Source organism: Niallia oryzisoli (assembly GCF_043641075.1).
Taxonomy (GTDB): Bacteria; Bacillota; Bacilli; order Bacillales; family Cytobacillaceae; genus Bacillus_BD; species Bacillus_BD oryzisoli_A.
Genome location: NZ_JBHZRC010000011.1, coordinates 69,584 through 92,922, shown reverse-complemented (window position 1 = coordinate 92,922; position 23,339 = coordinate 69,584). Strand labels below are relative to the sequence as shown.

Here is a 23,339-nt window from a genome sequence, read left to right as displayed (position 1 = left end):
GCTCGGTTTCCCTGCATACCGTCCTTTAGAAGCCTTATGAAAGACATTTCACGCTCGGTTTCCCTTCATACCGTCCTTTAGAAGCCCTATGAAAGACATTTCACGCTCAGTTTCCCTGCATACCGTCCTTTAGATGCCTTATGAAAGACATTTCATGCTCGCTTGCCCTGCATTTTGTCTTTCATACCGAAAAAGGCAAATAAAAAAGCACCCCTAAAAGGGGCACTTTTTCAAACAAATCTATTAATCTAATTAGTTAGAACGCTCCGCTAACCAGTCGCCAATTGTTGGGTAAGTAATTTTGTTTGCTTTACTTCCAAACGTAATGGATGTATGGCCAACAGGAAGATTTTTAAATTCTTTATCTTTACTGGAGATAACGTCCATTAGAGCTTCAACCATATGCGGCTGGGCGATAAGGTCGCTTTGACCAGCAAGATTAAGTACGTTAGCTTTAATGTTCTCAAGGTTAACCTTACGTCCACGGATAACCATTTCGCCTTTAATAAGCTTATTATGTTGATAGAAGTCTCTAATCCACTGACGATATGCTTCACCAGGGAATGGAATACCATCATTTAACCATTTCTGTAACAGCTTAAAGCTCTTGATAAACTTTTCATTTTCAGCACGATCCACAAGGCTTACATATGGACCATAGAAGTTTGACATTGGCTTAATTAATTTATTACCAAAGTCGATCATTTCTGGTGGAATCACACCAAGTGTTTCAACCACTTTATCGATATCGAAATAACGCTCATCAAGCATTGCACCGTAAAGACCAGTTTCTTCAAAATCAAATGGACTTGTCATGAAGACGATATTCTTAACTGGCAATTCAGGATGAAGGGATACAAACATTGATGTAATTGTACCACCCATGCAGTAACCAAGCATAGATACTTCATCAGCGCCTGACGTACGTAATACTTTACGAACAGCACGTGGAATATAATCCATTACGTAGTCATCCAGCTTCATATTTTTATCCTCAAGACCCGGAGTACCCCAGTCAAGAAGATAGACATCAAAACCTTGGTTAACCAAGTATTCTATTAGGCTTCCACCTTTAGTTAAGTCTAAAATATAAGGCTTATTAATAAGTGCATATACCATTAGTAGTGGAGTTTTGTGTTTTTTTGGTACATCAGATATATAACGATATAACTTCGTTTTATTTTTTGTCCAAATCACTTCTTTTGGTGTCGGACCTACTTCAGGTTCAGCCTCTTTTGTTAAAACTTGTGTTGCCCTCTTAACACGTGTATACATTTGTTGGTATTCTTCAGGCAGCATATCAGAAAACTCTTTCCACTCTTCTCTAATTAGAACGCTAATGGTGATCCACTCCTTACTTGCATAGTTAATCTTATTTCATTGAACGAGCGTTCATGCAAATTGCATGAAAATTACATGTAAATTCCGCCGTTGATGTTTAATTCTTGACCAGTGATATAAGCGCCATCTTTACATAAGAAAACAACTCCGCGAGCGATTTCAGAAGGCTCACCTAAACGTTTTTGTGGAATTTTAGCAACAAGCTTTTCAAGTACATTTTCAGGAATTGCTTGAACCATTTCAGTTCCGATGTATCCTGGGCAGATTGCGTTAACTGTTAGATTTGATTTTGCTGTTTCAAGAGCTAAAGATTTAGTAAATCCTAGTAAACCTGCTTTAGCTGCTGCATAGTTAGTTTGTCCAAAGCCGCCGAATTGACCGATGATAGAAGAAATGTTGATTACACGGCCAGCTTCTGCTTCAGTAAGATGTGGTAATGCAACAGATGTTGTATTGAATACGCTGTTCAAGTTAACATCGATTACTTTTCTCCAATCCTCTTCACTCATTTTCTTGAATGTAGTATCACGAGTGATACCAGCATTGTTAACTAGGATATCTAATTGACCAAATTTTTCAACTGCAGCTTGTACAAGTTTCGCAGCATCTTCGCTTTTAGAAACGTCAGCTTGAACTGCGATTGCTTCTACGCCTAGTTCTTTAATTTCTGCTACCATTTTGTCTGCTGCTTCGCTGTTGCTGTTATAGTTGATAACGATGTTTGCGCCTTCTTTAGCTAGTTCTAATGCGATTGATGATCCAATTCCTCTGCTTCCGCCTGTTACGATTGCTACTTTGTTTTTTAATTCTACTGTCATGTTTGTACACTCCATCTCTTAGTATGTTTTATTTTAGATCCATTAGTTGGATTAGTTTTTAGCTTGTGATTTTACCGGTGCTTTTGCCGGTGCCTTTTCAGTTGTGCTAGCTGCTGGTGCTGCCGGTGCTTCCTTTGATTCTTTTAATAAATCAAGAATTTGATTTAATTTGGAATCTAAATTCTTCATATCTTTTTTCAGATTAGCAACTTCACGCTGCAATTCCGGTTGACCTGTTTGGTCCTTAGCATCCTCTAATAATTCTTCTAAGCTATCAACCTTTGCATCAACGTTCACAATTAATGATGAAAGGTTAGCAATGTCAGTACGTGTTGGAACATTTACTTGCTCTAAATACTGTTCTGTTGTTTCGTTCAAGAATTTTTTGAATAGAAGATTCATCTCCAGAATCTGACCAATACCTTGGGAAGGGAAGTCTTCTTGCACTTTATCATCTACATAGCTACTGGATTGATCATAGAGATCTTTCCAAATTTCAAATAGATTATAGTCTCTTGACATCATTTCGCCTCCATAGTTGTTTTTTTTAATTACAATTCATAGCCATATTTATAATACTAATTTTCTTAGAATAAAAAAACCCTAATTATTTAAAATTATCTAAATATTTTAATTGTTTTTTCGACATGTTTCTACCTTCTCCAACACCATTATTCCGGATAGAATAGTAGATTTTTTGATTTAAGAGTTTACTAAACTCGGCATTGAAAACGTTTTATTGTATAGAATCATGTCATTTGAACAATTTGTTGATTCTTGGCGTATTTCGAAATATAAACATGAAAACTTTGTGACAATCAGTGATATTTCGACGAAGAATACCGCTTGAAAAAAGTTGCAATTCCAAGCTGTCCATAATTACTAGGTTTAAAAAGGGATTCAATGAATTTTTCAGCCCAGAAAAACTTATCCCAATATATATATAAGAAAACCAATGACAAAATGCATAGATTTTTAAAATTATCTAAAAATTTTAAAAAACCTGATTGACAATAAAAGCATATAGGTGTAAATTACACATAAGGACTTGAACACAGGAGTGATACATTGTGACAACAAATAAGAATGAGCCACCTAAAGAAGATAAGATTTTCACATCTATGCCAAAAAACTTAATGGTTCCTGCACTTTTGTTAAGTCTCCGAAATATTAATTTACATGGTTATAGACTCATCCAGGAGTTAACTCGCTTTGGCTTTTCTTCTATTGATCATGGAAATGTTTATCGTACATTAAGACAGTTAGAAAAAGATAATATGATAAAGTCTGAATGGGATACATCAACTGGAGGCCCAGCAAAACGCATTTACTCAATTACAGAAGCAGGAGAAGCTTATTTAAGAACCTGCTCAGATGCACTAGAACAATATCAATCGATTATTAACCGCTTTTTTTCCATGTACATGGACATGTTCCTTCCGACTTCTTTATCGCCATTTAATGATAAAGATAGGGACAAAGAGGATACTGACAAGTAACATATGGCAACACAATCAAAGAAATGATTCTGCAGTATTACTGCAATCATAATAAATTATATTTTTTCAGGAGGTTTTACAATGGCACAAGCAACAGCAACAGCAACTAAAGCTCAAGAAGCAGCTGCACATATCGGTGATTCTTTATTCAACAGTTTTACAAACGGATTAGACTTGGTTTACACTTCTCGCAAGGAAATTGAAAATCTTTTCCTTCAAGCACTAGAAACTCAAAAGGAAACTTACTCTAAGCTTTCTGATGATCTTTCTAAAATCGAAGCTGAACAAAAGAAATTCATTGATGAAGTTCGCGAGCAAATCAAATTAAACATCCAACGCGTATTTGGACCAACTGCTGGTAAAGCATACGAGCAATTCAACGCTCAATTTGATGAAGTAGCTAACCGTGTTCAAGAATTAACTGTTGCTCCTTATAAAGAAGGTTTAAATCTTCTTGTTCAATCTCAAGAGCAATTCCAACAAACAATTGTTAACTCAATTGACCAACAACAAAAGCTTCGTCAAGATCTTACTGAACAAGTAAAAGCATCTCAAAAAATCTTTAACGATATCGTTGAAGCAAATTCAAAATTAGCCCTTGGTCTATTTAAATAAGGACAGCGAATTTTCGCTGTTCTTTTTTTTCGAAAAAAAGAATATTATAAAATGGCTAATGAAAATTTCACCTATTGCCAAGTTGCATTGCCCCTGAATCTGGTGTGTATTTATCGTCTGCTGTTTGATTCTGGAACACATTAGCAAAAAAGAGGTGGTATTTTTGAAGTTAACTAAAAAGGTTGCTTTAATTACTGGTGGAGCTCAAGGTATTGGGAAAGAAACGGCTAAAAAATTTCTTCAAGAAGGAGCCAAAGTCGTTATCTGTGATTTTGATGAGAAGGCGGGCCTTGCTACCCTTGAAGAGTTCGGTAATGAAAACGCAGACTTTTTTAAAGTTGATGTGACAGATAGTGCTCAAATTGCAAAAGTGGTCCAATCAACAGTTGATAAATACGGCAGGATTGATATCCTCGTGAACAATGCAGGGATTACAGTTGATGGATTTTTGACTAAGATGGATGAATCTGCTTGGGAAAAGGTCATTGCTGTTAATCTTTCCGGTGTCTATAAATGTACAAAGGCCGTTGCTCCCATTATGCTGCAGCAGGGATCTGGTGTAATCCTGAATGCATCCTCTGTCGTAGGTCTGTATGGAAATATTGGTCAAACCAACTATGCAGCGACAAAGGCTGGCGTAATCGGCTTAACAAAAAGCTGGGCAAAGGAATTTGGCCCAAAAGGAATCAGAGTCAATGCCGTAGCACCTGGCTTCATTGAAACAGGAATGACGGCTGCCGTACCGCAAAAGGTATTAGATTTCATGAAAGATAAAACACCGCTTAGGAAGCTCGGTAAACCGGAAGATATTGCGAATGCCTACTTATTCTTAGCGTCTGATGATGCCAATTATGTAAACGGCACCATTCTCAGTGTTGATGGCGGCTTAGTTATATAATAGTAGAAAAGAATCATAGCCTTTTTCTGATGTTTTTCCCTTTTCACAATACATTAGGTGAACGTTTGTTCACTGGTAAACGCATACTTAATAGAACTGCTTGTCTGACAAAAAAACGAGGACTTCCTTCTTGGGAGCCTCGTTTTTTATTGTCTGTCAGCTAATTATGCATTTTCTACGATTGTCGCTACGCCTTGTCCGCCACCAATACAAAGTGTTGCTAAGCCAGTCTTAGCATCTCTCTTCTTCATTTCATGAATTAGAGATACAAGAATTCTCGCACCGCTTGCACCGATAGGGTGTCCAAGAGCAATTGCTCCACCGTTAACGTTTAACTTTTCTTTATTGAATTGAAGCTCGCGGTCTACAGCAATAGATTGTGCAGCAAATGCTTCGTTTGCTTCAACTAGTTCGATGTCTTCTAATGATAAAGCAGCTTTTTCTAGCGCTTTTTTCACTGCAGGAACAGGTCCGATACCCATGATGCTTGGATCAACACCAGCACTTGCATTAGCTTTTACTGTTACTAAAGGTTTAACACCTAGCTCTTCAGCTTTCTTGCGGCTCATTACAACAAAAGCTGCAGCGCCGTCATTGATACCAGAAGCATTACCAGCCGTTACTGAACCGTCTTTCTTGAATGCAGGACGAAGCTTTCCTAGGCTTTCAGCTGTAGTGTTGAAGCGTGGGAACTCATCTTGACTGAATACAGTTACTTGTCCCTTACGTCCAGGAATTTCAACAGGGATGATTTCATCTGCAAAACGATTTGATTCAATCGCAGCTTGAGCTTTTTGTTGGCTCCATGCTGAGAACTCATCTTGTTCTTCACGAGAAATTTCATATTTAGCTGCAAGGTTCTCAGCTGTAACACCCATGTGGTAGTCATTCATTGCGCACCATAATCCATCTTGGATCATAGAGTCTTCAATTTTTTGGTTACCCATTTTGAATCCGTTACGAGCACCTTTTAATACATATGAAGCTGCGCTCATGTTTTCCATACCACCAGCAACAACGATTTCAGCATCGCCAGCTAGGATAGCTTGTGTTGCCATATGAACAGCTTGTAGACCAGATCCACAAACTTTATTGATTGTAATAGCAGAAGCTTCTTGTGGAACACCTGCAGCTAAAGCAGCTTGTCTAGCCGGGTTTTGTCCAAGACCTGCTTGTAATACGTTACCCATGATAACGTCATCTACTTGATCAGGGCTAACTCCTGCTTTTTCTAAAGCTCCTTTTATTACGATTGCTCCAAGTTGAATTGCAGCAACATTTGTTAAACTTCCTAGAAAACTACCAATTGGTGTTCTTACAGCACTTACAATAACTACTTCGTTTGTCACTTGAATTACCTCCGTGTGTTTGTTTTATATTCTGAATATTCGACGTTGTTATAATACTACATATTTCTCAAGAATGAATGCCAAATTATTCGACAATTTCTGATTTATATATTATTTCAGAAATCTTATAAAACCTATTTAACAAACACATTTTTATCTATTCGAGGAGAGGAAAAACCTTAAAAACTTCCAAAAATATAGCTATAACTCTAGTAATACAAAGGAAAAATACTATTTTGTTTATTATATTTAAACTAATTATTAGATTGTAGATATATTAATATATCCCCCGACATACTGCGTTGAATTTTAAAAGAATTCGGCGAAAAATGTTGAAAAATTTCTCAATTAGACAGCGCTTCCAAAAAATAAATTTCAAAATTCTATCCTAAACTGGCATGGAGAGATAAGATAAATTCTGTTGATATCGTCACAAATAAGCTCTTCCAATTTTTTGTCAAAAAAAACTAGTGATACAGACTAGAAACCCTTGTATACTTTTCATATAAACTAGTATTTGTAAATTATTCAGTCATTTGAGAGGAGTAACGATGAGAAAACACAGCTTTATTACTATTATATTATTGTTTTTGATCCTGGCAGGCTGTACAGCCAACGAAGCGTCTACTACAGAGAAGTCTGAAAAGAAAGCTGAGCAAAAGAAAAGCATATCAAAGAATGAGGTTGAAGGTCTGTCATCACAATCGTTACAAATCCTTCAAAATCTTGCTTCATCCGGTGGAGCAAAAGAAGAACAGAAAAAGGTAAATGAACTAATCACAAAACTCGATCAGTATAAACACGAGGATAACAGCGTAAGTGATTATAGTAAGAGTTTAAGAAACTGTTTACTTGCCCTTATGGACTACAGCAAAGGAAAGGCTGATCAAAAGGCCTTAGGAAAGGTCTATCCGGATTATGTTGCAGCGATGGAGCAGCTAAAGCAGGATCAACCAGAAATCAAATTAAGCGTTCCAACAAAATATGATTGGTTCTATGCTGCGGCAGCAGCTTATGAGCAGGGCAAGAAAAAGGACGGCGAAATTACCTTAACCTTTGTCGGCGATAACTCCTTTGGGACCTATCCGGAAACGCCCGAACACTTGAAGTTTGACAATGTATTTAAGGCCAATGGTGGTGATAATCAATATGTCTTTAAAAACAGCCTGCCGTGGTTTAACTCGGATGACTTTACAATCATCAATGCAGAAAGTGCCTTTACAAACGAAACTAAGGCAGAAAACAAAATGTGGCGGATAAAAAGCGACCCTGCCCACGTTGCCTTTTTACCAGCCAGCGGGGTTGAAGCTGCTAATCTAGCAAACAATCATACAAGAGATTACTTCGAAGCTGGGTATGAAGATACCCTTGAGGCATTTGCAAAAAATAAGGTGGCTGTTTTTAACGACGGGATGCCACTGAAGAAGAATATCGGTACTATTGAAACCATCTTCCTTGGCTATGACTGCCGTATGAGTCAGCAAAGTCCAGAATTTTTGGCTCGGATTGTCGAAGAAGTGAAGCAGTATAAGCGGAAGGACAATTTAGTGATTGTGAGTATGCACTGGGGTGTTGAATATCGCGAAACGCCTGTGGACTATCAAACAAATTTCGGCAGAAGTATTCTGGACGCAGGTGCAGATATCATTATGGGGGGACATCCGCATCGTCTCGAAAGTGTCGAGAAGTATAACGGGAAATATATTATTTATAGTATGGGGGATTATGCGTTCGGCGCAGACCCAACCTTACTTTCACGCCAAACTGCAATGTTCCGTCTACGATTTGCAAAAGAGGACAATACGGTTGTCATGAAGGGTCTAACCATTGTTCCGACACTAGAAAACTCGGATGATAGCCTAAATGAAAATAATTACCAGCCGCTGCCTGTATTCGGAAAAGAGGCTGCCGACATCATCAATGAATTAATCAGCATCAGTTCTCCAATTGAAAACGGCGTAACAGAATATAAATACTTTGATCCGTTTATCTAAACGCACGAAAAGAGCAGCCCTAGAAGGCCGCTCTTTTTCATCTTTTTATTCTAAATATGCCTTTAGCGCAAGCTGATCTTGGACAAGTATTTGCTTTGTGCCCGAGATTGTAATCAATCCCAGATCCTCAAACTTGCTAAATTTACGGCTGATTGTTTCACGTGTAACACCTACATAACTGGCAATTTCTTCTCTTGTAATTGGTAAATGAATAAGGGTTCCCTCATTTATTTTCGTCCCGAACTTTTGACAGAATTCCAGAATCATACTAACAATTCGAATTTCCGGGTCCTTCGTTGCTAAGTTTTGCGCCAGGTTCTCTGTATGGGCCAATCGTTTTGTTATGGCCTTTAGGAGCTTTAAGGATATCTCAGGATTTTCCAGCATAATCCTATCCATATCAGCCTTCGTTAACTGACAGATCTCCGTGTCTTCAATCGCAAAAACACTAAAGTTATTGACTTCATCATCATTAAAAAGATTCAACTCGCCGAAAAAATCACCTGTTGTCATGAGATAAAGGATTTGCTCTTTTCCATCAACCGTAAACTTAGAGAGCTTGACTTTCCCCTCGTGAATAATAAATAATGTATCTGACTTTTCCCCTTCTTGAATCAGCATCTGACCTTTTTGATAGTGGACATGCCGTATCAAATTTGCTATTTTTACAAACTCATCATGGGACAATGAGGCGAAAATAGGGACTTTCTTTGTACAGGGCTCACTGTCTGTATGATGACATACATGTTCTATCATTTTACATCACCCTTGTTGTAGAGATTTAATTTGCTTCCCTTTTATGATGACAATCATAGCATAGCGATTGAAGCCGGATAGTGTTTTAAATCACCTTAGTAATATCAATATGTTGGTTTATTTTTTTACCAGCTGTTGATTTCCGTTCAGGAACCTCAATCAACCAGCTAACGATAATGAAGATTGTTCTAATAAATAAAGAAAGTGCCGAAATACGGCTAAGCTTCGGCACTCCTTCATTCTATTCTTCTACTTCTGCAAAATGATCCTTGTCCTCGCCGCAAACCGGACACACCCAATCCTCCGGTACATCCTCAAATGCTGTTCCCGGCTCTACATCTTCATCGGGATCTCCAATCGCTGGATTGTATATATAACCGCATGGGATACAAATATATTTTTTCATTTCAGTTCTCCTCTTTTCTATGCTGAAAGCTTTTGTCTCTTTTTCAATTCGTTCATTAATTCACTAACTGTAACTTGGTTTAGTTCAATTCCTGCTAATGACACTTCGCTTTCAATGGCTGCTTTATACGGTAATGAAGCCACTACACCTTCAAGGGATATGACACCGACCATTTTGTTATCCTTAATAAACACTCTTGTATATTTTCCTGCTTCATCTTCTTCAACAATCGTTGTATCACATTGATTTTCATCGACGAGGCCGATGGAAAATAACGCAAAGTCAAATGCATTGAATACTGTAAGCGGGATGCTCTTTTGGTACGTTAAAGGAGAAGGCGCCGCCATATTTTTACCGGCCACTTTTCCTTGATCCATGGCAGGATTCCATAGGCCTGCTACTTCACCATTCCACTCTGCTACATCTCCGGCTGCATATATATCCTCCACATTTGTCTGCATCCTATCATTGACAATAATGCCGCGATTAACTGCCATGTCTGTGTTTCTAACTAGTTCGAGATTAGGAATAACCCCAATTGCATAAATCACACTATCACAAGCAAGCTCTTGATTATCAACAACAATGGCTTCGACAGCTGCTTCACCTTTTATGCTTTCAATAGAGGAATTAACATAAACTTGAACACCTGCTGCTTCGATTTTTTTCTTCAAAAGCTCAGAAGTTTTCCCATCAAGCTGTCTAGTCATCAGACGCGGTGCTGCTTCAATGATGGACACCTGCTTACCCTGCTTATGAATCGACCAGGCTGTTTCCAGTCCTTGAATACCACCACCGATATTGATTACATGCTGTTTATCATTAATAAAGGCCTTGAAGTCATCTGCTTCCTGCATTTCTCTAATGGTGTAAACGCCTTTTAAGTCAGCCCCCTTAATGGATAGTTTTCGATTTTGGGAACCTGTGCAGATAAGTAACTTATCATAATGAAATACTTCACCTGAAGCCGTTGTAATTCCATGCTTCTCTGTGTCGAGATCAATGATCTTTGTATTCACATGGACAAGGATATTTTGATCCTGATACCATTTTTCCTTTTTAATTAAAACCTTTTCGGCATGTAAATCGGAATACAAGTCCTTTGATAATTTGATTCGATTATATGGTAATGAGTTTTCCGCACCAAACACATGGATATTGGCTTCTTTATCCTGATCACGGATAGCCTTCGCAGCATAAACGGCTGCAACTCCTGAACCGATAATACAATAGTTTTTATCCAATCTTTTCACCAGCTTCTTTTCATAGTCTTCACCTAGTTCCAGCACATAGCACCTCGAGATGATATGCCTGATTCTGGGCAGGGGGTTATAATTTTTAATTGTTTCATGTGAAACATTCTATTAAGAGTATCTTTTAAATTGCACTTCTTAATAAGTCAGCAACAAAGCCTGCTGAATGCTCGATTTTAGCCAGCTGCTCATCCTTTGGTGAAAATCTCACGCGAACAGGAAATTCAACATGTGTCATACCGGTTGTTTTAATAACCTTTGAGGTGCTTTGTACATCCATATTTGTCTGGTTCAAATAGTCCTGGATTACTTCAATCGCCTCTCCGCTCCAGCCATAAGAACCAAATGCTGCCCCAATTTTACCTTCTAAATCCATTTCCGGCAGTTCCTTTAGAACCTCCTCAAGATTCCCAATCATATCAGCATATCTTGTAGAGCTTCCGATAAAGACAGCATCTGATTGTTTAATACTTTCCAGAATTTCCATTTTCTCTGATTTGTCCGCATTAAAAACGGTTGCGTGAATCTCATTTTCTTCAAAGATTCGCTGCAAGTGGTTCGCCATTTTTTTCGTGTTATTTTTTATCGTTGTATACACAATGGTTACTTTCTTGTCCTGCACTGTATCAGCACTTAACGTTGCATAAAGGTCAATGTATTGCTGAATGTCCTTTCGTAGGATAAAGCCGTGGGAAGGAGCAATCATTTGCACGTCTAGCTCTTCCAATGCATCGATTAATGCTCTAACATATCTGCGGTGCGGATGAATAATCGCACTATAATAGCCGACAAAATCATCTTTAATATCAAAGCCTGCTTCGTCTGCAAAAATCGTTTCAACTGCGACATGAGTGCTGAAGATATCGCATGGGAATAGGATTTTATCTTCGACGGTATAGGTAATCATTGTTTCAGCCGTATGCAAGTATGGTGTTTCTTTAAACTTCAACGTTTTACCGCCGATATCCAATGTATCTCCATCTCTTACAACTAAGAAATCCCGGCTGTGAAGCTTGTACATTTCCTTTAACTCATTTACTGCAAGCTCTGTGCAGACAATCGTTGCATTTGTTGCCTTCGCTGCTAGCCCTGCCATAGCACCTGAGTGATCCGGCTCGGTATGATTAATGACAATATACTGGATTTCCTGCGGATCAATTAGTTCACTTAAATAGTCAACAAATTCTCTGCCAAACTCTATATCTACTGTATCAATAACAGTCGGTTTATCTGATTTAATTAAATAAGAATTATAGGTTGTCCCCTTTGCTAAAACCAAACGGTGAAAAGGAACCTCACGATTATCAATTTTCCCAACCCAATAAATATCCTTTGCTAATTCAACATGGTTCATCATCTATGAATAATCCTCCTAAACGGTAATGAGAGTTGTTATCAACTGAACTCATCTTACACCACCACCCGCATTAAAAAAGAGGACTAGAATCACATTTTGAAATAAATCTACTTTTTAAATAGTAGAAAATTAAAAAAGGTGAATAAAAAAGGTGTCAGGCACCACATATGGACAAAAACATCGTTTTGTCTTTTTGTGGTGCCTGACACCGATTGATTATTGAGCGGTATAGCCGCCATCTAATACAACTGCTTGGCCGGTAATTCCTGCTCCTTTTTCACTTGCTAAGAAGACTGCGTAATTTGCAATCTCGGAAACTGATAATAATCTCTTTTGTGGTACCATGGCTAAAATGACATCCTCTAAAGCACTATCAAGGCTTACGTTTCTTGTCTTTGCTAAGTCAGCAATCTGACCGCGTACAAGTGGTGTATCAACATAGCCAGGGCATAATGCATTAACTGTAATTCCGTCTCTTGCAGCTTCTAAGGCAGCCACCTTTGTCAATCCAATTACTCCGTGCTTTGCGCTGTTGTAGCCTGCTTTTCCGGCAAAGCCGATTAAACCGTTAATAGAGGCCATATTGATGATTCTTCCAAACTTTTGCGCCTTCATGATTGGGAATACGCTCTTGATGCCAATAAATGATCCTGTCAGCATCACCTTCACCAATTTTTCAAATGTAGCTGTTGGAAAATCCTCAATGGCAGCAACATATTGGAATCCAGCATTATTGATTAAAATATCAATTGTTCCGAAGGTTTCCTTCGCCAATTCAATCCCATTTTTGAATCCTTCTTCGTCCGTAACATCACAAGGTGCTGCTAAAGCATCAAAGCCCTGTTCATTTAATTCAGCAACGACCTCATCACATTTTTCTTTGTTCATATCGGAAATTACTACTTTTGCTCCTTCATTGGCAAACGTCTTGGCAATTTCCATACCAATTCCACTTGCAGATCCTGTGATAAATGCTACTTTTCCCTCTAATGTCTTATTCATCGTTGTTCCTCCTCATTAATAACTTCCTGCTTTTTTAATATATATTTCTAAGTTTTTAAACAAGACCAAACCATGTATATAAGCCAATGATAACGAAAACAGCTAACGTTTTAATCATAGTAATAGCAAAGATATCCTTATATGATTGTTTATGTGTTAAGCCCGTAACCGCAAGCAATGTAATAACCGCTCCGTTATGTGGAAGTGTATCCATCCCGCCTGATGCCATAGCAACAACACGGTGCATAACTTCTGGCGGGATATTAGCTGCTGCAATCATCTGATTGTACTGTTCAGCCATTGCACTTAGAGCAATTCCCATACCGCCAGAGGCAGATCCTGTCACACCGGCAAGTGTACTTGTTGTAACAGCACCATTCACAAGCGGATTAGAGAATGCGCCGGAAATTCCGTTGCTGATATGGCCAAAGCCTGGAAGGGAAGAAATGATTCCGCCAAAACCATACTCAGAACCTGTATTCATAACAGCAAGAAGGGAACCAGCAATACTTGCGTTAAGTCCTTCTTTAAAACCAAACTTGATTTTTTTCATATCAAAAGCAATAGCTGTAACAATACCGATAACTAATGAAATCGCTACTGCCCAAATTGCAGCATTACTTGCTACATCCACTTTGTATGCTGGTAAACCAATTGCTTCAAAATCAAATCCATTTGGATACATAGCTGGAATGGCAGTCGTTAATATTTTATTCATAATAGCAACAAGAAGAAGTGGAACAAAAGCTAAAATCTGTCTTAGCAATGAAGAATTTGTATTTAGATCCGGAACATATTCTGGTTCTTCACTTGAAGCGGCTGCTCCTTCAGCAGTTGCTGCTGATTCAGCACCAAGTCCATAATAGCCTTCTCCAGCCTGCTGGGCCCTTTTTCTTCTCATCTCTAAATATAGTAAACCAACTACAAGAACAACGATGGCACCGATAATACCTAATACTGGTGCTGCATAGATATCTGTTTTAAAGAAAGAAATCGGGATAACGTTTTGAATTTGCGGGGTACCTGGTAATGCATCCATTGTAAAGGTAAAGGCGCCAAGGGCAATGGTTCCCGGAATAAGTCTTTTTGGAATATTTGCCTGTCTAAATAATTGATTAGCAAATGGATAAATGGCGAATACGGCTACGAATAAACTTACGCCGCTGTATGTTAAAATGGCGCCTAATAGAATAACAGTCAGCATCGCTTGTTTAGCGCCAATTAAGCGGACGATTGTTTTTGCAATAGATTCAGCAATACCGGACATTTCTACAACTTTACCGAAAATAGCTCCTAGTAAAAAGACGATAAAGTAGTTTTGAATAAACCCTACCATTTTTGGCATAAAGACACCTGAATAGAATGGCAGGACATGGCCTGGGTCTGTCAGCAATACAGCTAATAGGGCACAGATTGGTGCAAATAGAATAACAGAATAGCCTTTATAGGCGATAAACATTAATAGCCCGAGTGACAGTAAGATAATAATTAAGTCCATATAGATCCTCCCCGGATAAATAGATTGCATTTCTTTTGATGCATATTCCCCAGACGATGGTTCTTAATAGATTCAGACATCCATAAAAAAACCATTTTACAATCGTTTTATAGCGGGCAGCCTACAAAAAAGCGCTTTCATATCTATTAAAACGTACTACATCTTATTTTAAAACTAAAATAAATGGAAGGTACGTTTTAGTACACTCGCTTTTTTTGCATGGCCCCGCTTATGACTCAAATCAGAAAGATAATTACTTTTCCAGCTCCACAATACTTGCTGCCCCTTGTCCGCCGCCGATACAAAGTGTCGCCAACCCATAACGGGAGTTCTGACGTTTCATTTCATGTAATAGTGTAACTAGAATACGTGCACCGCTGGCACCGATTGGGTGACCAAGGGAAACAGCTCCGCCATTCACATTCAGCTTTTCACGAGGAATAGAGAGATCACGGCCAACAGCTAGTGATTGTGCAGCAAATGCTTCGTTTGCTTCAACTAAATCGATGTTATCAATAGAAAGTCCTGCCTTCTCTAATGCCTTTCTTGTGGCTGGAACTGGACCAATCCCCATAATACTTGGATCAACACCTGCTGCCCCATTGCCGCGAAGAATGGCCATTGGCTTAATGCCTAATTCATCAGCCTTTTCTCTGCTCATAAGAACAAGTGCTGCTGCTCCATCATTGATACCTGACGCGTTTCCTGCTGTAACGGTACCATCCTTTTTAAAAGCAGGTTTTAATTTTGCAAGCTTTTCCGCTGTAACCCCTGCACGTGGAAATTCATCCTTATCAAATACAACGGGGTCACCTTTCCGCTGTGGAAGCACAACTGGTACAATTTCCTCTTGGAATTTACCTTCGTTCATTGCCACTTCTGCTTTTTGCTGGCTCCAGGCAGAGAACTCATCCTGCTCTTCGCGGGTTAAACCATATTGTTCAGCGATATTCTCTGCTGTAATACCCATATGGTAATGGTTGATTGCACATTGTAAACCATCTTGAATCATACTGTCGATCACCTTGCCATCACCCATCCGAAAGCCTGTGCGTCCTTGAGGGAGCAGGTAAGGTGCCATGCTCATATTTTCCATTCCGCCTGCTACGATAATTTCAGCATCACCTGTTTGAATCGCCTGCGCAGCAAGATGAACAGCCTTTAAACCGGAACCGCATAGTTTATTAATCGCCATTGCTGTCGTTTCAATTGGCAGCCCTGCCTTTAAAGCAGCTGTACGCGCTGGGCCTTGACCTAAACCAGCTTGAAGAACATTCCCCATAATCACTTCATCTACCTGTTCTCCTTTAATTCCTGCTCGATTGACGGCTTCCTTTATCACAATTGCACCTAGCTCTGTTGCCGGAGTATTGCTCAATGTCCCCATAAAACTTCCAATAGCTGTTCTTACTGCACTTACAATAACGACTTCACGCATATCTTTATCCTCCCAATTAAAAAATTGATTAACAACCAATAAATTCTTTTACCTTAAATGATGCCGCTGTTTTTTCTCTAACTGTTTCTAAATCGACACCCTCCTGCAAATCCTCAAGAACAAGCCCTTCTTCTGTTACACTGAATACAGCCAGCTCGGTTACGATTAGATCAACAACACCTTTTCCTGTCAAAGGCAATGTGCATTCTTCAAGGATTTTTGGTGTACCTTTTTTAGAGCAGTGCTCCATCGCAACAATGACCTTCTTGGCTCCTGTAACTAAATCCATAGCGCCTCCCATGCCCGGTACCATTTTCCCCGGCACCATCCAGTTAGCTAGATTCCCTTTTGCATCTACCTCAAGTCCTCCAAGAACGGTAACATCCACATGTCCACCGCGGATTAACGAGAATGAGAAGAAGCTGTCAAAAAATGCACCGCCCGGAATGATACCCGCTGGCTGCCCGCCGGCATTTACGAGATCCATATCGATTTCATCATTTGCCGGTCCTAGACCAATGTATCCGTTTTCAGATTGAAGTATCACATTTACGTCTTTAGGCAGATAGTCAGGTACCAATGTTGGCAGCCCGATGCCAAGATTCACGACATCTCCGTCTTTCATTTCCTTTGCAACACGTGCAGCAATAATCTGTTTTGGAGTCATCATTACATCACTCATTATTAGTTGCCTCCTGTAACTAAGATTTTATCTACCAGGATTCCAGGGGTCATGACTTCATCCGGATTGATTTCACCAATCTCTACAACCTCATCGACCTGAGCAATCACAAGGTCTGCTGCTAGGGCCATGATTGGATTAAAGTTTCTGGCAGAACGGTTATAGACTAAATTACCGGCTTTATCCGCCTTGCGTGCTTTCAAAATGGCTACTTCAGCATGAAGCGGTTTTTCGAGTAAAAATTCACGACCGTCAATCGTTATCTTTTCTTTTCCTTCTTCAACAACCGTTCCAATTCCAGTCGGTGTCAATACACCGCCAAGCCCTGCCCCGCCGGCACGCACCCGTTCAGTAAATGTCCCTTGTGGAACCAGTTCGACATCTAATTCACCTTCAATCATTTGTCTGCCTGTTTCCGGATTTGTACCGATATGTGAAGCGATCACCTTTTTTACCCGCTTATTTACAATTAATGGTCCAACACCTTTATCTACAACAGCCGTGTCACTAGCAATTAATGTTATATCCTTTGCATTTGATTCAAGAACAGCGGATACAAGCTCCTGTGGTGTACCAACACCCATAAATCCGCCGGCCATGATTGTCATCCCATCTTTAAAAATAGTTGATACTTCTTCTTTGGGAATAATTTTATTCATTTACAGCGCCCTCCCTGTGAAATAAGTAAGTTTACTAATGATTACACCAATATATAATGCAAGTTCCATGCCAACTTTAAAAAATACCCCAAAATTATATTAAAAAAATTTTAAAAACCCGTTAAAAAGGATAGACCCATAGTAGATAAGACTATTATTCTATAAAAATTATTTAAATAAATCTTTTACCTTCTTAAATTATTATTAATATTGATTAATCATTTATATATAATAGATAGTTTCTATCAAATTTTGTTCAGATTTCCTTACACATAAAGAAATATGCTTAGAAATTGTAAGGATTTCCGAACAATCGATATTCACGTTTATATAAAATTGTTTGAAATCGCTTACATTTTTATATAAAATTCCCTGCTCCACTGTAAATAATCTTCTTATTTTCAATCAACATAGTGCTTTAGTCAGCCAATATAAAAAAATCCCCCTTTGATTTAACAAAGGGGGATGCCATCTATAAGCCATATTTATTCATTTTTTCATAAAGGGTTGTCCGGCTGATACCAAGCTGCTGAGCTGCTTTGGATTTATTTCCATTCATTGTTTCCAAACAATCGATAATTACTTTTCGTTCTGCCTCATCCATCATTTCCGCCAATGAGCGGAAAGACGGCATCAGCTTATAGCCGCTTATTTCCACAGGCAGATGTTCAGGACCAATCTCTTTATCTTCATCCACCATGTTTAATGCCCGTTCAATCGTATTCTCTAATTCTCGTATATTTCCCGGCCAAGAGTACAGACACAGCTGCCTCATTGCAGCACTGGTAATCCCGTTTACTCGTTTTTTCATCAGATTTTGGTACTTTTTCAAGAAATGAGAAACAAGTGAGCTAATATCTTCACTTCGCTCCTTTAATGATGGCACATTTATTTGCACAACCTTCAAACGGTAATATAAATCCAGCCGAAATTCTCCTTTACTGACCATTTCTGCAAGATCACGGTTTGTTGCTGCAATAATCCGGACATCAATTGGAGTGGTGCTCGTTGAACCAACCCGCTCCACTTCCTTTTCCTGTAATACACGCAACAGTTTCACTTGCATATGGAGCGGCAGCTCACCAATTTCATCAAGAAAAATAGTCCCGCCATCAGCTGCTTCAAACTTTCCAATCTTCCCGCCCTTTTTTGCTCCAGTAAAAGAGCCTTCCTCGTAGCCAAAAAGCTCTGATTCAATAAGCTCTGGGGGTATGGCAGCACAATTCACCTTAATAAAGACACCCATTGCACGCCGGCTGCTGCTATGAATAGAATGGGCAAATAATTCTTTACCTGTCCCGCTTTCACCCAAAACCAGAACATTGGAATCACTTTTCGCTGCCTTTTTGGCATGTGCCTTTGCTTCCTTAAAGGCAGAACTTAGACCAATCATATGTTCAAAAGTATAGGTAGCCTTGTTTCTTTCACGGAAAACCCCTTTATACTTTTTTAATTCCGTTTCCAACGATTTTATCCGTTTTGATAATGCGGTCAATTGACCTACGTTTTTAAATAATACTTTTCCTACCGCCCCCGTTAACTTACCATCTTTAATAATCGGGGTGCGTGTAGCAATCATATAGCTATCGTTAATTTTTTGCAGCTCGGCAACTTCCTCTTTACCTGTGTGGGCGACTATGTGCATACGAGAGTTTTCAATAACATCTGTTACATGCTTTCCTATTGAACTATTCTGATCAACACCAATAAAGTCAGCATATGACTTGCTCAGCATTTGCACATAACCTTCTGTATCAACTACAACTATACCATCATAGGCAAGCTCAATTATATCCTTATAAAACTGTTCTTCCTTATTGATACTCATTCCGATCACCCTCGATTAGACTGTGATAGCGTTTCCATTATAACACAATCTAAGCTTAACTGAACCCGTCATAAATATTTTAGTCCTGCCCCATTCCCTTTTTTACAGCTTTCATTTTTCCCAATTTAATAAAGTTACGGTCTCTTTCCTCCAATTTTTGAGCTATTGTTTTTTCATCATATGGATATATGCCCTCACCCGACTTTGTACCAAGCTTACCCTGCTGAACCAGTTCACGGATAATAGCAGGCGCTTCTATATCCTTGTTTAAATCGGGTGCAACATTGTCAAATACACGCTGCCAAGTATCAAGTCCGCCAAAATCAGCAATTTCAATCGGTCCTGTGAATGCCCAGCGGAACCCTGGTCCAGCTGTTATAGCTGTATCAATAGCGTGTGCATCTGCCACACCTTCTTGTAGCAAATAAAAAGCTTCACGCATTAACGCTGTTTGCAGACGGTTGGCAATAAAGCCGGAAATCTCCTTCTTTAGAAGGACTGGTGATTTACCGATACTGTTCATTAAATCGATTGTTTTTTCTACTATTTCTGATTTTGTTTTTTCATGCTTTACAATTTCAACTAGAGGAACTAAATGGCCTGGATTGAAGAAATGTGTAATGATCATTCGTTCAGCAAATCCTGCTTTCTCCATCAAACGGGTAATCGGGAATGTTGATGTATTAGATGCTACAATTGCGTCAGGCTTCATGAATTCCTCTAATGTATTGAAAAGGTCCCACTTCATCTCAATAACCTCTGGAATTGCCTCGATAATGAAATCGGCCTCTTTGACAGCTTCCTCCAAATCAGTTGAATATACTAGACTGGCTAAGGCCATCGCTTTTTCCGGCTCGGTTATTTTTCCTTCCTCAACAAGTAAAGATAGATTATCAAAGATTCTGTATTGTGCCCTTAACAGGAATTCCTCTTTTACATCATTTATCGTTACGTTATAGCCGCTAACTGCAAAGGATTGTGCAATACTGCTTCCCATTACACCTGAACCAATTATTGTTATATTTTTCATTGCCTTTTCCATCTCCTGCCTAATTAAATTGATAGAATCATGATTCACAAAAATATAATGCAAGTTTTGTGCCAAATGGATTTGAATGATAAACCAATAAAAAACAAAAAGGGAGAAAGCCACTCATTCATTAAGTGATTTTCTCCCTGAAATGAAATAAATATCCTATTCTATCTATCTCTTTCTATCTAAGATTCCAATAATAATAAGATACGAACCTAGTAATCTACCATCTTAAAAAGGATATCGCTGCAATACCAATTGTGACTACTGTCAGAATATAAAGGCCGTTCACTCGCAATCCAACTTGAACGCCTGAAAGACGGGAAAAGCGGCTGACCATTAAGTTTAAGCCTGAGAAAGGGCTTAATGCTGTTGAAATATACCAGGTTAATAACAATATAAAGGCCAAAGAGATGCTATTAATGCCAAGCTCGGCTGGATTCAGCTGCATAGCAAGTGCACCAACAACAGCAATTTGATGAATTCCAATATAGGTCAAGCAGAACACAATCAACAAAACAGCTAAGGCAAATAAGAAAAAGGACTGATCAGCCATCACTTTTAGAAACTGACTGACTCCATTCATAACACTTGTACCTTTTAACGCGAATGCCAGCATGCCTGCGCTCATAAACAGCATGATTTCATTATTCATCATCGGTACCGCACGGTCACGGAAGTCTATCCATAACGGCTTTGCCTGCTTCCACTTTGCTGTAACAGCGGTAATGAACAGCGGAACGAGAATCGAAACAAGGCAGACAATAACAATCATCGACCATTTTGTTACACTTTCAATAAGTAGACATGTAGTCATTAGTAGAGCAACAAAAAGGACTAGCTCAAACAGCTTTCTGCGCTGTTTCTTTTCAATTGGCTGGAAAGAGGATATCTCGTCTCTTTCAATTGGATTCCGTTTTTCCCATATGGCAAAGAATAGATTTCCAACAAGTAAGGATAAGATCGAAATTCCCATTCCATAGATAAAATACTCCTTAAATGGGACCTTTAAATAATGCAATACAAGTGATACTGATGCAAAATAAGGCGACCACATCAGTGCAGTTGAGAAACCGACAACATAGCTTTTTGCTGACATGGCGGGAGGCAGCTTCAGGTCCTCCAGAAACTCATTAATAATCCGGACAGAGCCTAGGTTTAATATGGGACTGACGAAAAATAATGTTCCTGTTATACCCGCATATAATTTTTGCGGATGGTGCAGCAGATTATGTAATAAACGAGAGACTGACTCAAAGTATCCTCCAAGCTTCAGAGGAATAGCCAAAAGCGGCGCCAGTGTTATTAGACTAAGTAACGGCAGAATCAGAAAGATTCCCACGCTTATACCAGCCACACCCGTCCCTTTACTCCATTCAATTATGATCCCAGCACACATCATCACGAGACCAAGAATGCGCGGAAAGCGGTCCGCATGTCCTGCACTCCCCAAAAAGGCCAACAGAGAGAGCAGGACAACAGCATATTGAAGCCAGACCACATCTAGAAAATATTGAATGATAAAAAGTGTACACATTCCTAAAATGAGATAACTTCTCATTACATCATTCTCTCCCTATCCTTCTGTCGCTTACAGGCTGTCAATGAATAAGCGGACAACATCAATTCCACCAATAAAGGTTCCTAATGAGCTTCCGATATTGGCCAATACAACAACAAGCAGAATCCGTGTTACTTTATTATTCCAGAAGCCCTTTACACTATAGACATCCTCCGAAAGACTTTCAAAATCCCTGACATTCGGTCTGCGTAAATAAGCTTGAACAATTCCCGTAAACCAGCCTGCTGCTGTAATCGGATCCAGTGCAGTGATAGGTGCCGCAATAAATGCCGTTAAAATCGTAAGTGGGTGCCCAAGTGCAATCGCTGTTCCAAGTGCTGAAAGACCTCCATGCCACAGCCACCAGCTGATCGTTTGCTGCAATCCAGCTTGAGGATTCGCATAAAAGGTATAAGCAATCATCGCAATAATCAAAATCGGGATGGTCCAGCCAATCACCTTTGGAACCTTTGATTTAGGTGGACGCTGTGTAATCAAAGCCAAATCATGATCTTTCTTTATTTCCTCTTTAATTCCTGGAACATGAGCAGCTCCCAATACTGCCACTATTTTTTCACCTGGAGCTTCTTTAATTTTTTGAGCTAAATACTGATCGCGCTCGTCGATAAGCGGTGTTTTTAACCTTGGAAAACCTTCAGTAAATTCGCTTAGTATGGTATTCAGCATATCCTGTGATTTCATTTTTTCTAATTCTTCTTCTGAAATGGTTTCCTTGCTAAAAATACTGTAAACAATCTGTGTGATTAGCTGCATTTTCCCCCACCAGCCAACATTGTGCCAAATACGGGAAAAGGTAATTTGAATGTCCCTGTCAGCTAAAACAAGATTGGCGCCAGTTTCTTTGGCGGATTCAATTCCTTGGATCATTTCCTGACCAGCATTTATCCCAAATTGAGCAGCCATCCGTTTTTGGAAGGAGGAAAGGGCTAGATTCATCAAAAGTAGTGTGGCTTTGTTCTCTTTAATGACTCTAAAAATATCCATCTCACTCCATTTACTGCCCTCTGTTATGGATTGATATCTTTGTTCATCTAATTCGACGCAAACAGAATCAGGTCTTTCCGCTTCAATTACTTCCCTTACTTGCTCTGCGCTATGCTTAGATACATGCGCCGTTCCAATCAGGATAAATTCCTTGCCATTCAAATGGATTCTTGTAATGTTTTCTTCTATCATAAACTACCTTCCTTTAAATGCTTACACTCATTTTAAACGACACAATTACTAAAAAGTTCCTATATTCTTACATAATAAACTAGATAGAGCTAAATATAAAACAAATTTGGTTTTATTTCTTTTTAATGAATATTTATTCTTAGCCTTATTTCCAC

At 39.0% G+C, this 23,339-nt stretch carries 22 protein-coding genes; 4 read left to right on the top strand and 18 right to left on the bottom strand.

From position 1 onward, the window contains the following. Nucleotides 1–252 precede the first annotated feature (252 nt). The 3 genes from phaC to ACHUFV_RS22510 all read right to left on the bottom strand — a co-directional run bounded on the left by phaC (nt 253) and on the right by ACHUFV_RS22510 (nt 2,681). Nucleotides 253–1,299, bottom strand: a complete 1,047-nt coding sequence (phaC, locus tag ACHUFV_RS22520; RefSeq protein WP_394238067.1) for a class III poly(R)-hydroxyalkanoic acid synthase subunit PhaC — start codon at nt 1,297–1,299, stop codon at nt 253–255. A gap of 113 nt (nt 1,300–1,412) precedes the next feature. After that, the gene (gene phbB, locus ACHUFV_RS22515; RefSeq protein WP_394238065.1) at nt 1,413–2,159 is read right to left on the bottom strand and encodes an acetoacetyl-CoA reductase; all 747 of its coding nucleotides are present in this window, start codon (nt 2,157–2,159) and stop codon (nt 1,413–1,415) included. Between the two features lie 51 nt (nt 2,160–2,210). Continuing rightward, nucleotides 2,211–2,681 (bottom strand): polyhydroxyalkanoic acid synthase subunit PhaR, encoded by a 471-nt coding sequence (locus tag ACHUFV_RS22510; RefSeq protein WP_394238064.1) that lies wholly within the window; start codon nt 2,679–2,681, stop codon nt 2,211–2,213. A gap of 548 nt (nt 2,682–3,229) precedes the next feature. On the opposite strand from ACHUFV_RS22510, the gene phaQ reads away from it, so the two are divergent. The 3 genes from phaQ to fabG all read left to right on the top strand — a co-directional run bounded on the left by phaQ (nt 3,230) and on the right by fabG (nt 5,171). Beyond that, a complete protein-coding gene (phaQ, locus tag ACHUFV_RS22505) occupies nt 3,230–3,658 on the top strand; it encodes a poly-beta-hydroxybutyrate-responsive repressor (protein ID WP_394238062.1) in 429 nt (142 codons plus the stop codon). Nucleotides 3,659–3,739: 81 nt separating this feature from the next. Further along, the gene (locus ACHUFV_RS22500) at nt 3,740–4,273 is read left to right on the top strand and encodes a hypothetical protein (protein ID WP_394238060.1); all 534 of its coding nucleotides are present in this window, start codon (nt 3,740–3,742) and stop codon (nt 4,271–4,273) included. A gap of 163 nt (nt 4,274–4,436) precedes the next feature. Continuing rightward, nucleotides 4,437–5,171 (top strand): 3-oxoacyl-ACP reductase FabG, encoded by a 735-nt coding sequence (fabG, locus tag ACHUFV_RS22495; protein ID WP_394238058.1) that lies wholly within the window; start codon nt 4,437–4,439, stop codon nt 5,169–5,171. A 164-nt stretch (nt 5,172–5,335) separates the two neighbouring features. Here fabG and ACHUFV_RS22490 read toward each other — a convergent pair whose 3' ends face one another. After that, complete coding sequence (locus ACHUFV_RS22490) at nt 5,336–6,520, bottom strand: acetyl-CoA C-acetyltransferase (protein WP_394238056.1); 1,185 nt, start codon at nt 6,518–6,520, stop codon at nt 5,336–5,338. Nucleotides 6,521–7,071: 551 nt separating this feature from the next. Between ACHUFV_RS22490 and ACHUFV_RS22485 the strand changes: the two genes are divergently transcribed. Beyond that, nucleotides 7,072–8,514 (top strand): CapA family protein, encoded by a 1,443-nt coding sequence (locus ACHUFV_RS22485; protein WP_394238054.1) that lies wholly within the window; start codon nt 7,072–7,074, stop codon nt 8,512–8,514. A 45-nt stretch (nt 8,515–8,559) separates the two neighbouring features. On the opposite strand, the gene ACHUFV_RS22480 is transcribed toward ACHUFV_RS22485, so the two are convergent. From ACHUFV_RS22480 to ACHUFV_RS22415, 14 genes are all read right to left on the bottom strand, one after another. Beyond that, nucleotides 8,560–9,270 (bottom strand): Crp/Fnr family transcriptional regulator, encoded by a 711-nt coding sequence (locus tag ACHUFV_RS22480; RefSeq protein ID WP_394238052.1) that lies wholly within the window; start codon nt 9,268–9,270, stop codon nt 8,560–8,562. 85 nt (nt 9,271–9,355) lie between these two features. Next, on the bottom strand, nt 9,356–9,502 hold the full coding sequence (locus ACHUFV_RS22475; protein WP_394238050.1) for a hypothetical protein: 147 nt from the start codon (nt 9,500–9,502) through the stop codon (nt 9,356–9,358). Between the two features lie 9 nt (nt 9,503–9,511). Then, nucleotides 9,512–9,676: a rubredoxin gene (gene rd / locus ACHUFV_RS22470; RefSeq protein ID WP_150442456.1), complete on the bottom strand. Its 165-nt coding sequence runs from the start codon at nt 9,674–9,676 to the stop codon at nt 9,512–9,514. A 17-nt stretch (nt 9,677–9,693) separates the two neighbouring features. Continuing rightward, nucleotides 9,694–10,920 (bottom strand): NAD(P)/FAD-dependent oxidoreductase, encoded by a 1,227-nt coding sequence (locus ACHUFV_RS22465; protein ID WP_394238147.1) that lies wholly within the window; start codon nt 10,918–10,920, stop codon nt 9,694–9,696. A 133-nt stretch (nt 10,921–11,053) separates the two neighbouring features. Continuing rightward, nucleotides 11,054–12,286 (bottom strand): FprA family A-type flavoprotein, encoded by a 1,233-nt coding sequence (locus ACHUFV_RS22460; protein WP_394238048.1) that lies wholly within the window; start codon nt 12,284–12,286, stop codon nt 11,054–11,056. Between the two features lie 216 nt (nt 12,287–12,502). Beyond that, a complete protein-coding gene (locus tag ACHUFV_RS22455; protein ID WP_394238046.1) occupies nt 12,503–13,288 on the bottom strand; it encodes a 3-hydroxybutyrate dehydrogenase in 786 nt (261 codons plus the stop codon). Between the two features lie 55 nt (nt 13,289–13,343). Then, nucleotides 13,344–14,786, bottom strand: a complete 1,443-nt coding sequence (locus ACHUFV_RS22450; protein ID WP_394238044.1) for a GntP family permease — start codon at nt 14,784–14,786, stop codon at nt 13,344–13,346. A gap of 253 nt (nt 14,787–15,039) precedes the next feature. Further along, nucleotides 15,040–16,224 carry an acetyl-CoA C-acetyltransferase gene (locus ACHUFV_RS22445; RefSeq protein ID WP_394238042.1) on the bottom strand — a complete coding sequence of 395 codons (1,185 nt, stop codon included), beginning with the start codon at nt 16,222–16,224 and terminating at the stop codon, nt 15,040–15,042. A 28-nt stretch (nt 16,225–16,252) separates the two neighbouring features. Continuing rightward, nucleotides 16,253–16,906, bottom strand: a complete 654-nt coding sequence (locus tag ACHUFV_RS22440; protein ID WP_394238040.1) for a 3-oxoacid CoA-transferase subunit B — start codon at nt 16,904–16,906, stop codon at nt 16,253–16,255. A gap of 2 nt (nt 16,907–16,908) precedes the next feature. Beyond that, nucleotides 16,909–17,565 (bottom strand): acetate CoA-transferase subunit alpha, encoded by a 657-nt coding sequence (gene atoD / locus ACHUFV_RS22435; RefSeq protein WP_394238039.1) that lies wholly within the window; start codon nt 17,563–17,565, stop codon nt 16,909–16,911. A 472-nt stretch (nt 17,566–18,037) separates the two neighbouring features. After that, nucleotides 18,038–19,393 (bottom strand): sigma-54 interaction domain-containing protein, encoded by a 1,356-nt coding sequence (locus tag ACHUFV_RS22430; protein ID WP_394238037.1) that lies wholly within the window; start codon nt 19,391–19,393, stop codon nt 18,038–18,040. A gap of 79 nt (nt 19,394–19,472) precedes the next feature. After that, complete coding sequence (locus ACHUFV_RS22425) at nt 19,473–20,423, bottom strand: 3-hydroxyacyl-CoA dehydrogenase family protein (RefSeq protein WP_394238036.1); 951 nt, start codon at nt 20,421–20,423, stop codon at nt 19,473–19,475. A 226-nt stretch (nt 20,424–20,649) separates the two neighbouring features. Beyond that, complete coding sequence (locus ACHUFV_RS22420; RefSeq protein WP_394238034.1) at nt 20,650–21,987, bottom strand: hypothetical protein; 1,338 nt, start codon at nt 21,985–21,987, stop codon at nt 20,650–20,652. Nucleotides 21,988–22,017: 30 nt separating this feature from the next. Then, entirely contained in the window at nt 22,018–23,184 is a 1,167-nt protein-coding gene (locus ACHUFV_RS22415) for a TraB/GumN family protein (RefSeq protein WP_394238032.1), read from the bottom strand. Between the last annotated feature and the right edge of the window lie 155 nt (nt 23,185–23,339).

Excerpts from the sequence above, each read along its gene's own strand:
- phaC (WP_394238067.1), bottom strand. The coding sequence starts at position 1,299 with ATGCTGCCTGAAGAATACCAACAAATGTATACACGTGTTAAGAGGGCA.
- phbB (WP_394238065.1), bottom strand. The coding sequence starts at position 2,159 with ATGACAGTAGAATTAAAAAACAAAGTAGCAATCGTAACAGGCGGAAGC.
- ACHUFV_RS22510 (WP_394238064.1), bottom strand. The coding sequence starts at position 2,681 with ATGTCAAGAGACTATAATCTATTTGAAATTTGGAAAGATCTCTATGAT.
- ACHUFV_RS22500 (WP_394238060.1), top strand. The coding sequence starts at position 3,740 with ATGGCACAAGCAACAGCAACAGCAACTAAAGCTCAAGAAGCAGCTGCA.
- ACHUFV_RS22485 (WP_394238054.1), top strand. The coding sequence starts at position 7,072 with ATGAGAAAACACAGCTTTATTACTATTATATTATTGTTTTTGATCCTG.
- ACHUFV_RS22480 (WP_394238052.1), bottom strand. The coding sequence starts at position 9,270 with ATGATAGAACATGTATGTCATCATACAGACAGTGAGCCCTGTACAAAG.
- rd (WP_150442456.1), bottom strand. The coding sequence starts at position 9,676 with ATGAAAAAATATATTTGTATCCCATGCGGTTATATATACAATCCAGCG.
- ACHUFV_RS22460 (WP_394238048.1), bottom strand. The coding sequence starts at position 12,286 with ATGATGAACCATGTTGAATTAGCAAAGGATATTTATTGGGTTGGGAAA.
- ACHUFV_RS22455 (WP_394238046.1), bottom strand. The coding sequence starts at position 13,288 with ATGAATAAGACATTAGAGGGAAAAGTAGCATTTATCACAGGATCTGCA.
- ACHUFV_RS22450 (WP_394238044.1), bottom strand. The coding sequence starts at position 14,786 with ATGGACTTAATTATTATCTTACTGTCACTCGGGCTATTAATGTTTATC.
- ACHUFV_RS22445 (WP_394238042.1), bottom strand. The coding sequence starts at position 16,224 with ATGCGTGAAGTCGTTATTGTAAGTGCAGTAAGAACAGCTATTGGAAGT.
- ACHUFV_RS22440 (WP_394238040.1), bottom strand. The coding sequence starts at position 16,906 with ATGAGTGATGTAATGATGACTCCAAAACAGATTATTGCTGCACGTGTT.
- atoD (WP_394238039.1), bottom strand. The coding sequence starts at position 17,565 with ATGAATAAAATTATTCCCAAAGAAGAAGTATCAACTATTTTTAAAGAT.
- ACHUFV_RS22430 (WP_394238037.1), bottom strand. The coding sequence starts at position 19,393 with ATGAGTATCAATAAGGAAGAACAGTTTTATAAGGATATAATTGAGCTT.
- ACHUFV_RS22425 (WP_394238036.1), bottom strand. The coding sequence starts at position 20,423 with ATGAAAAATATAACAATAATTGGTTCAGGTGTAATGGGAAGCAGTATT.
- ACHUFV_RS22420 (WP_394238034.1), bottom strand. The coding sequence starts at position 21,987 with ATGAGAAGTTATCTCATTTTAGGAATGTGTACACTTTTTATCATTCAA.
- ACHUFV_RS22415 (WP_394238032.1), bottom strand. The coding sequence starts at position 23,184 with ATGATAGAAGAAAACATTACAAGAATCCATTTGAATGGCAAGGAATTT.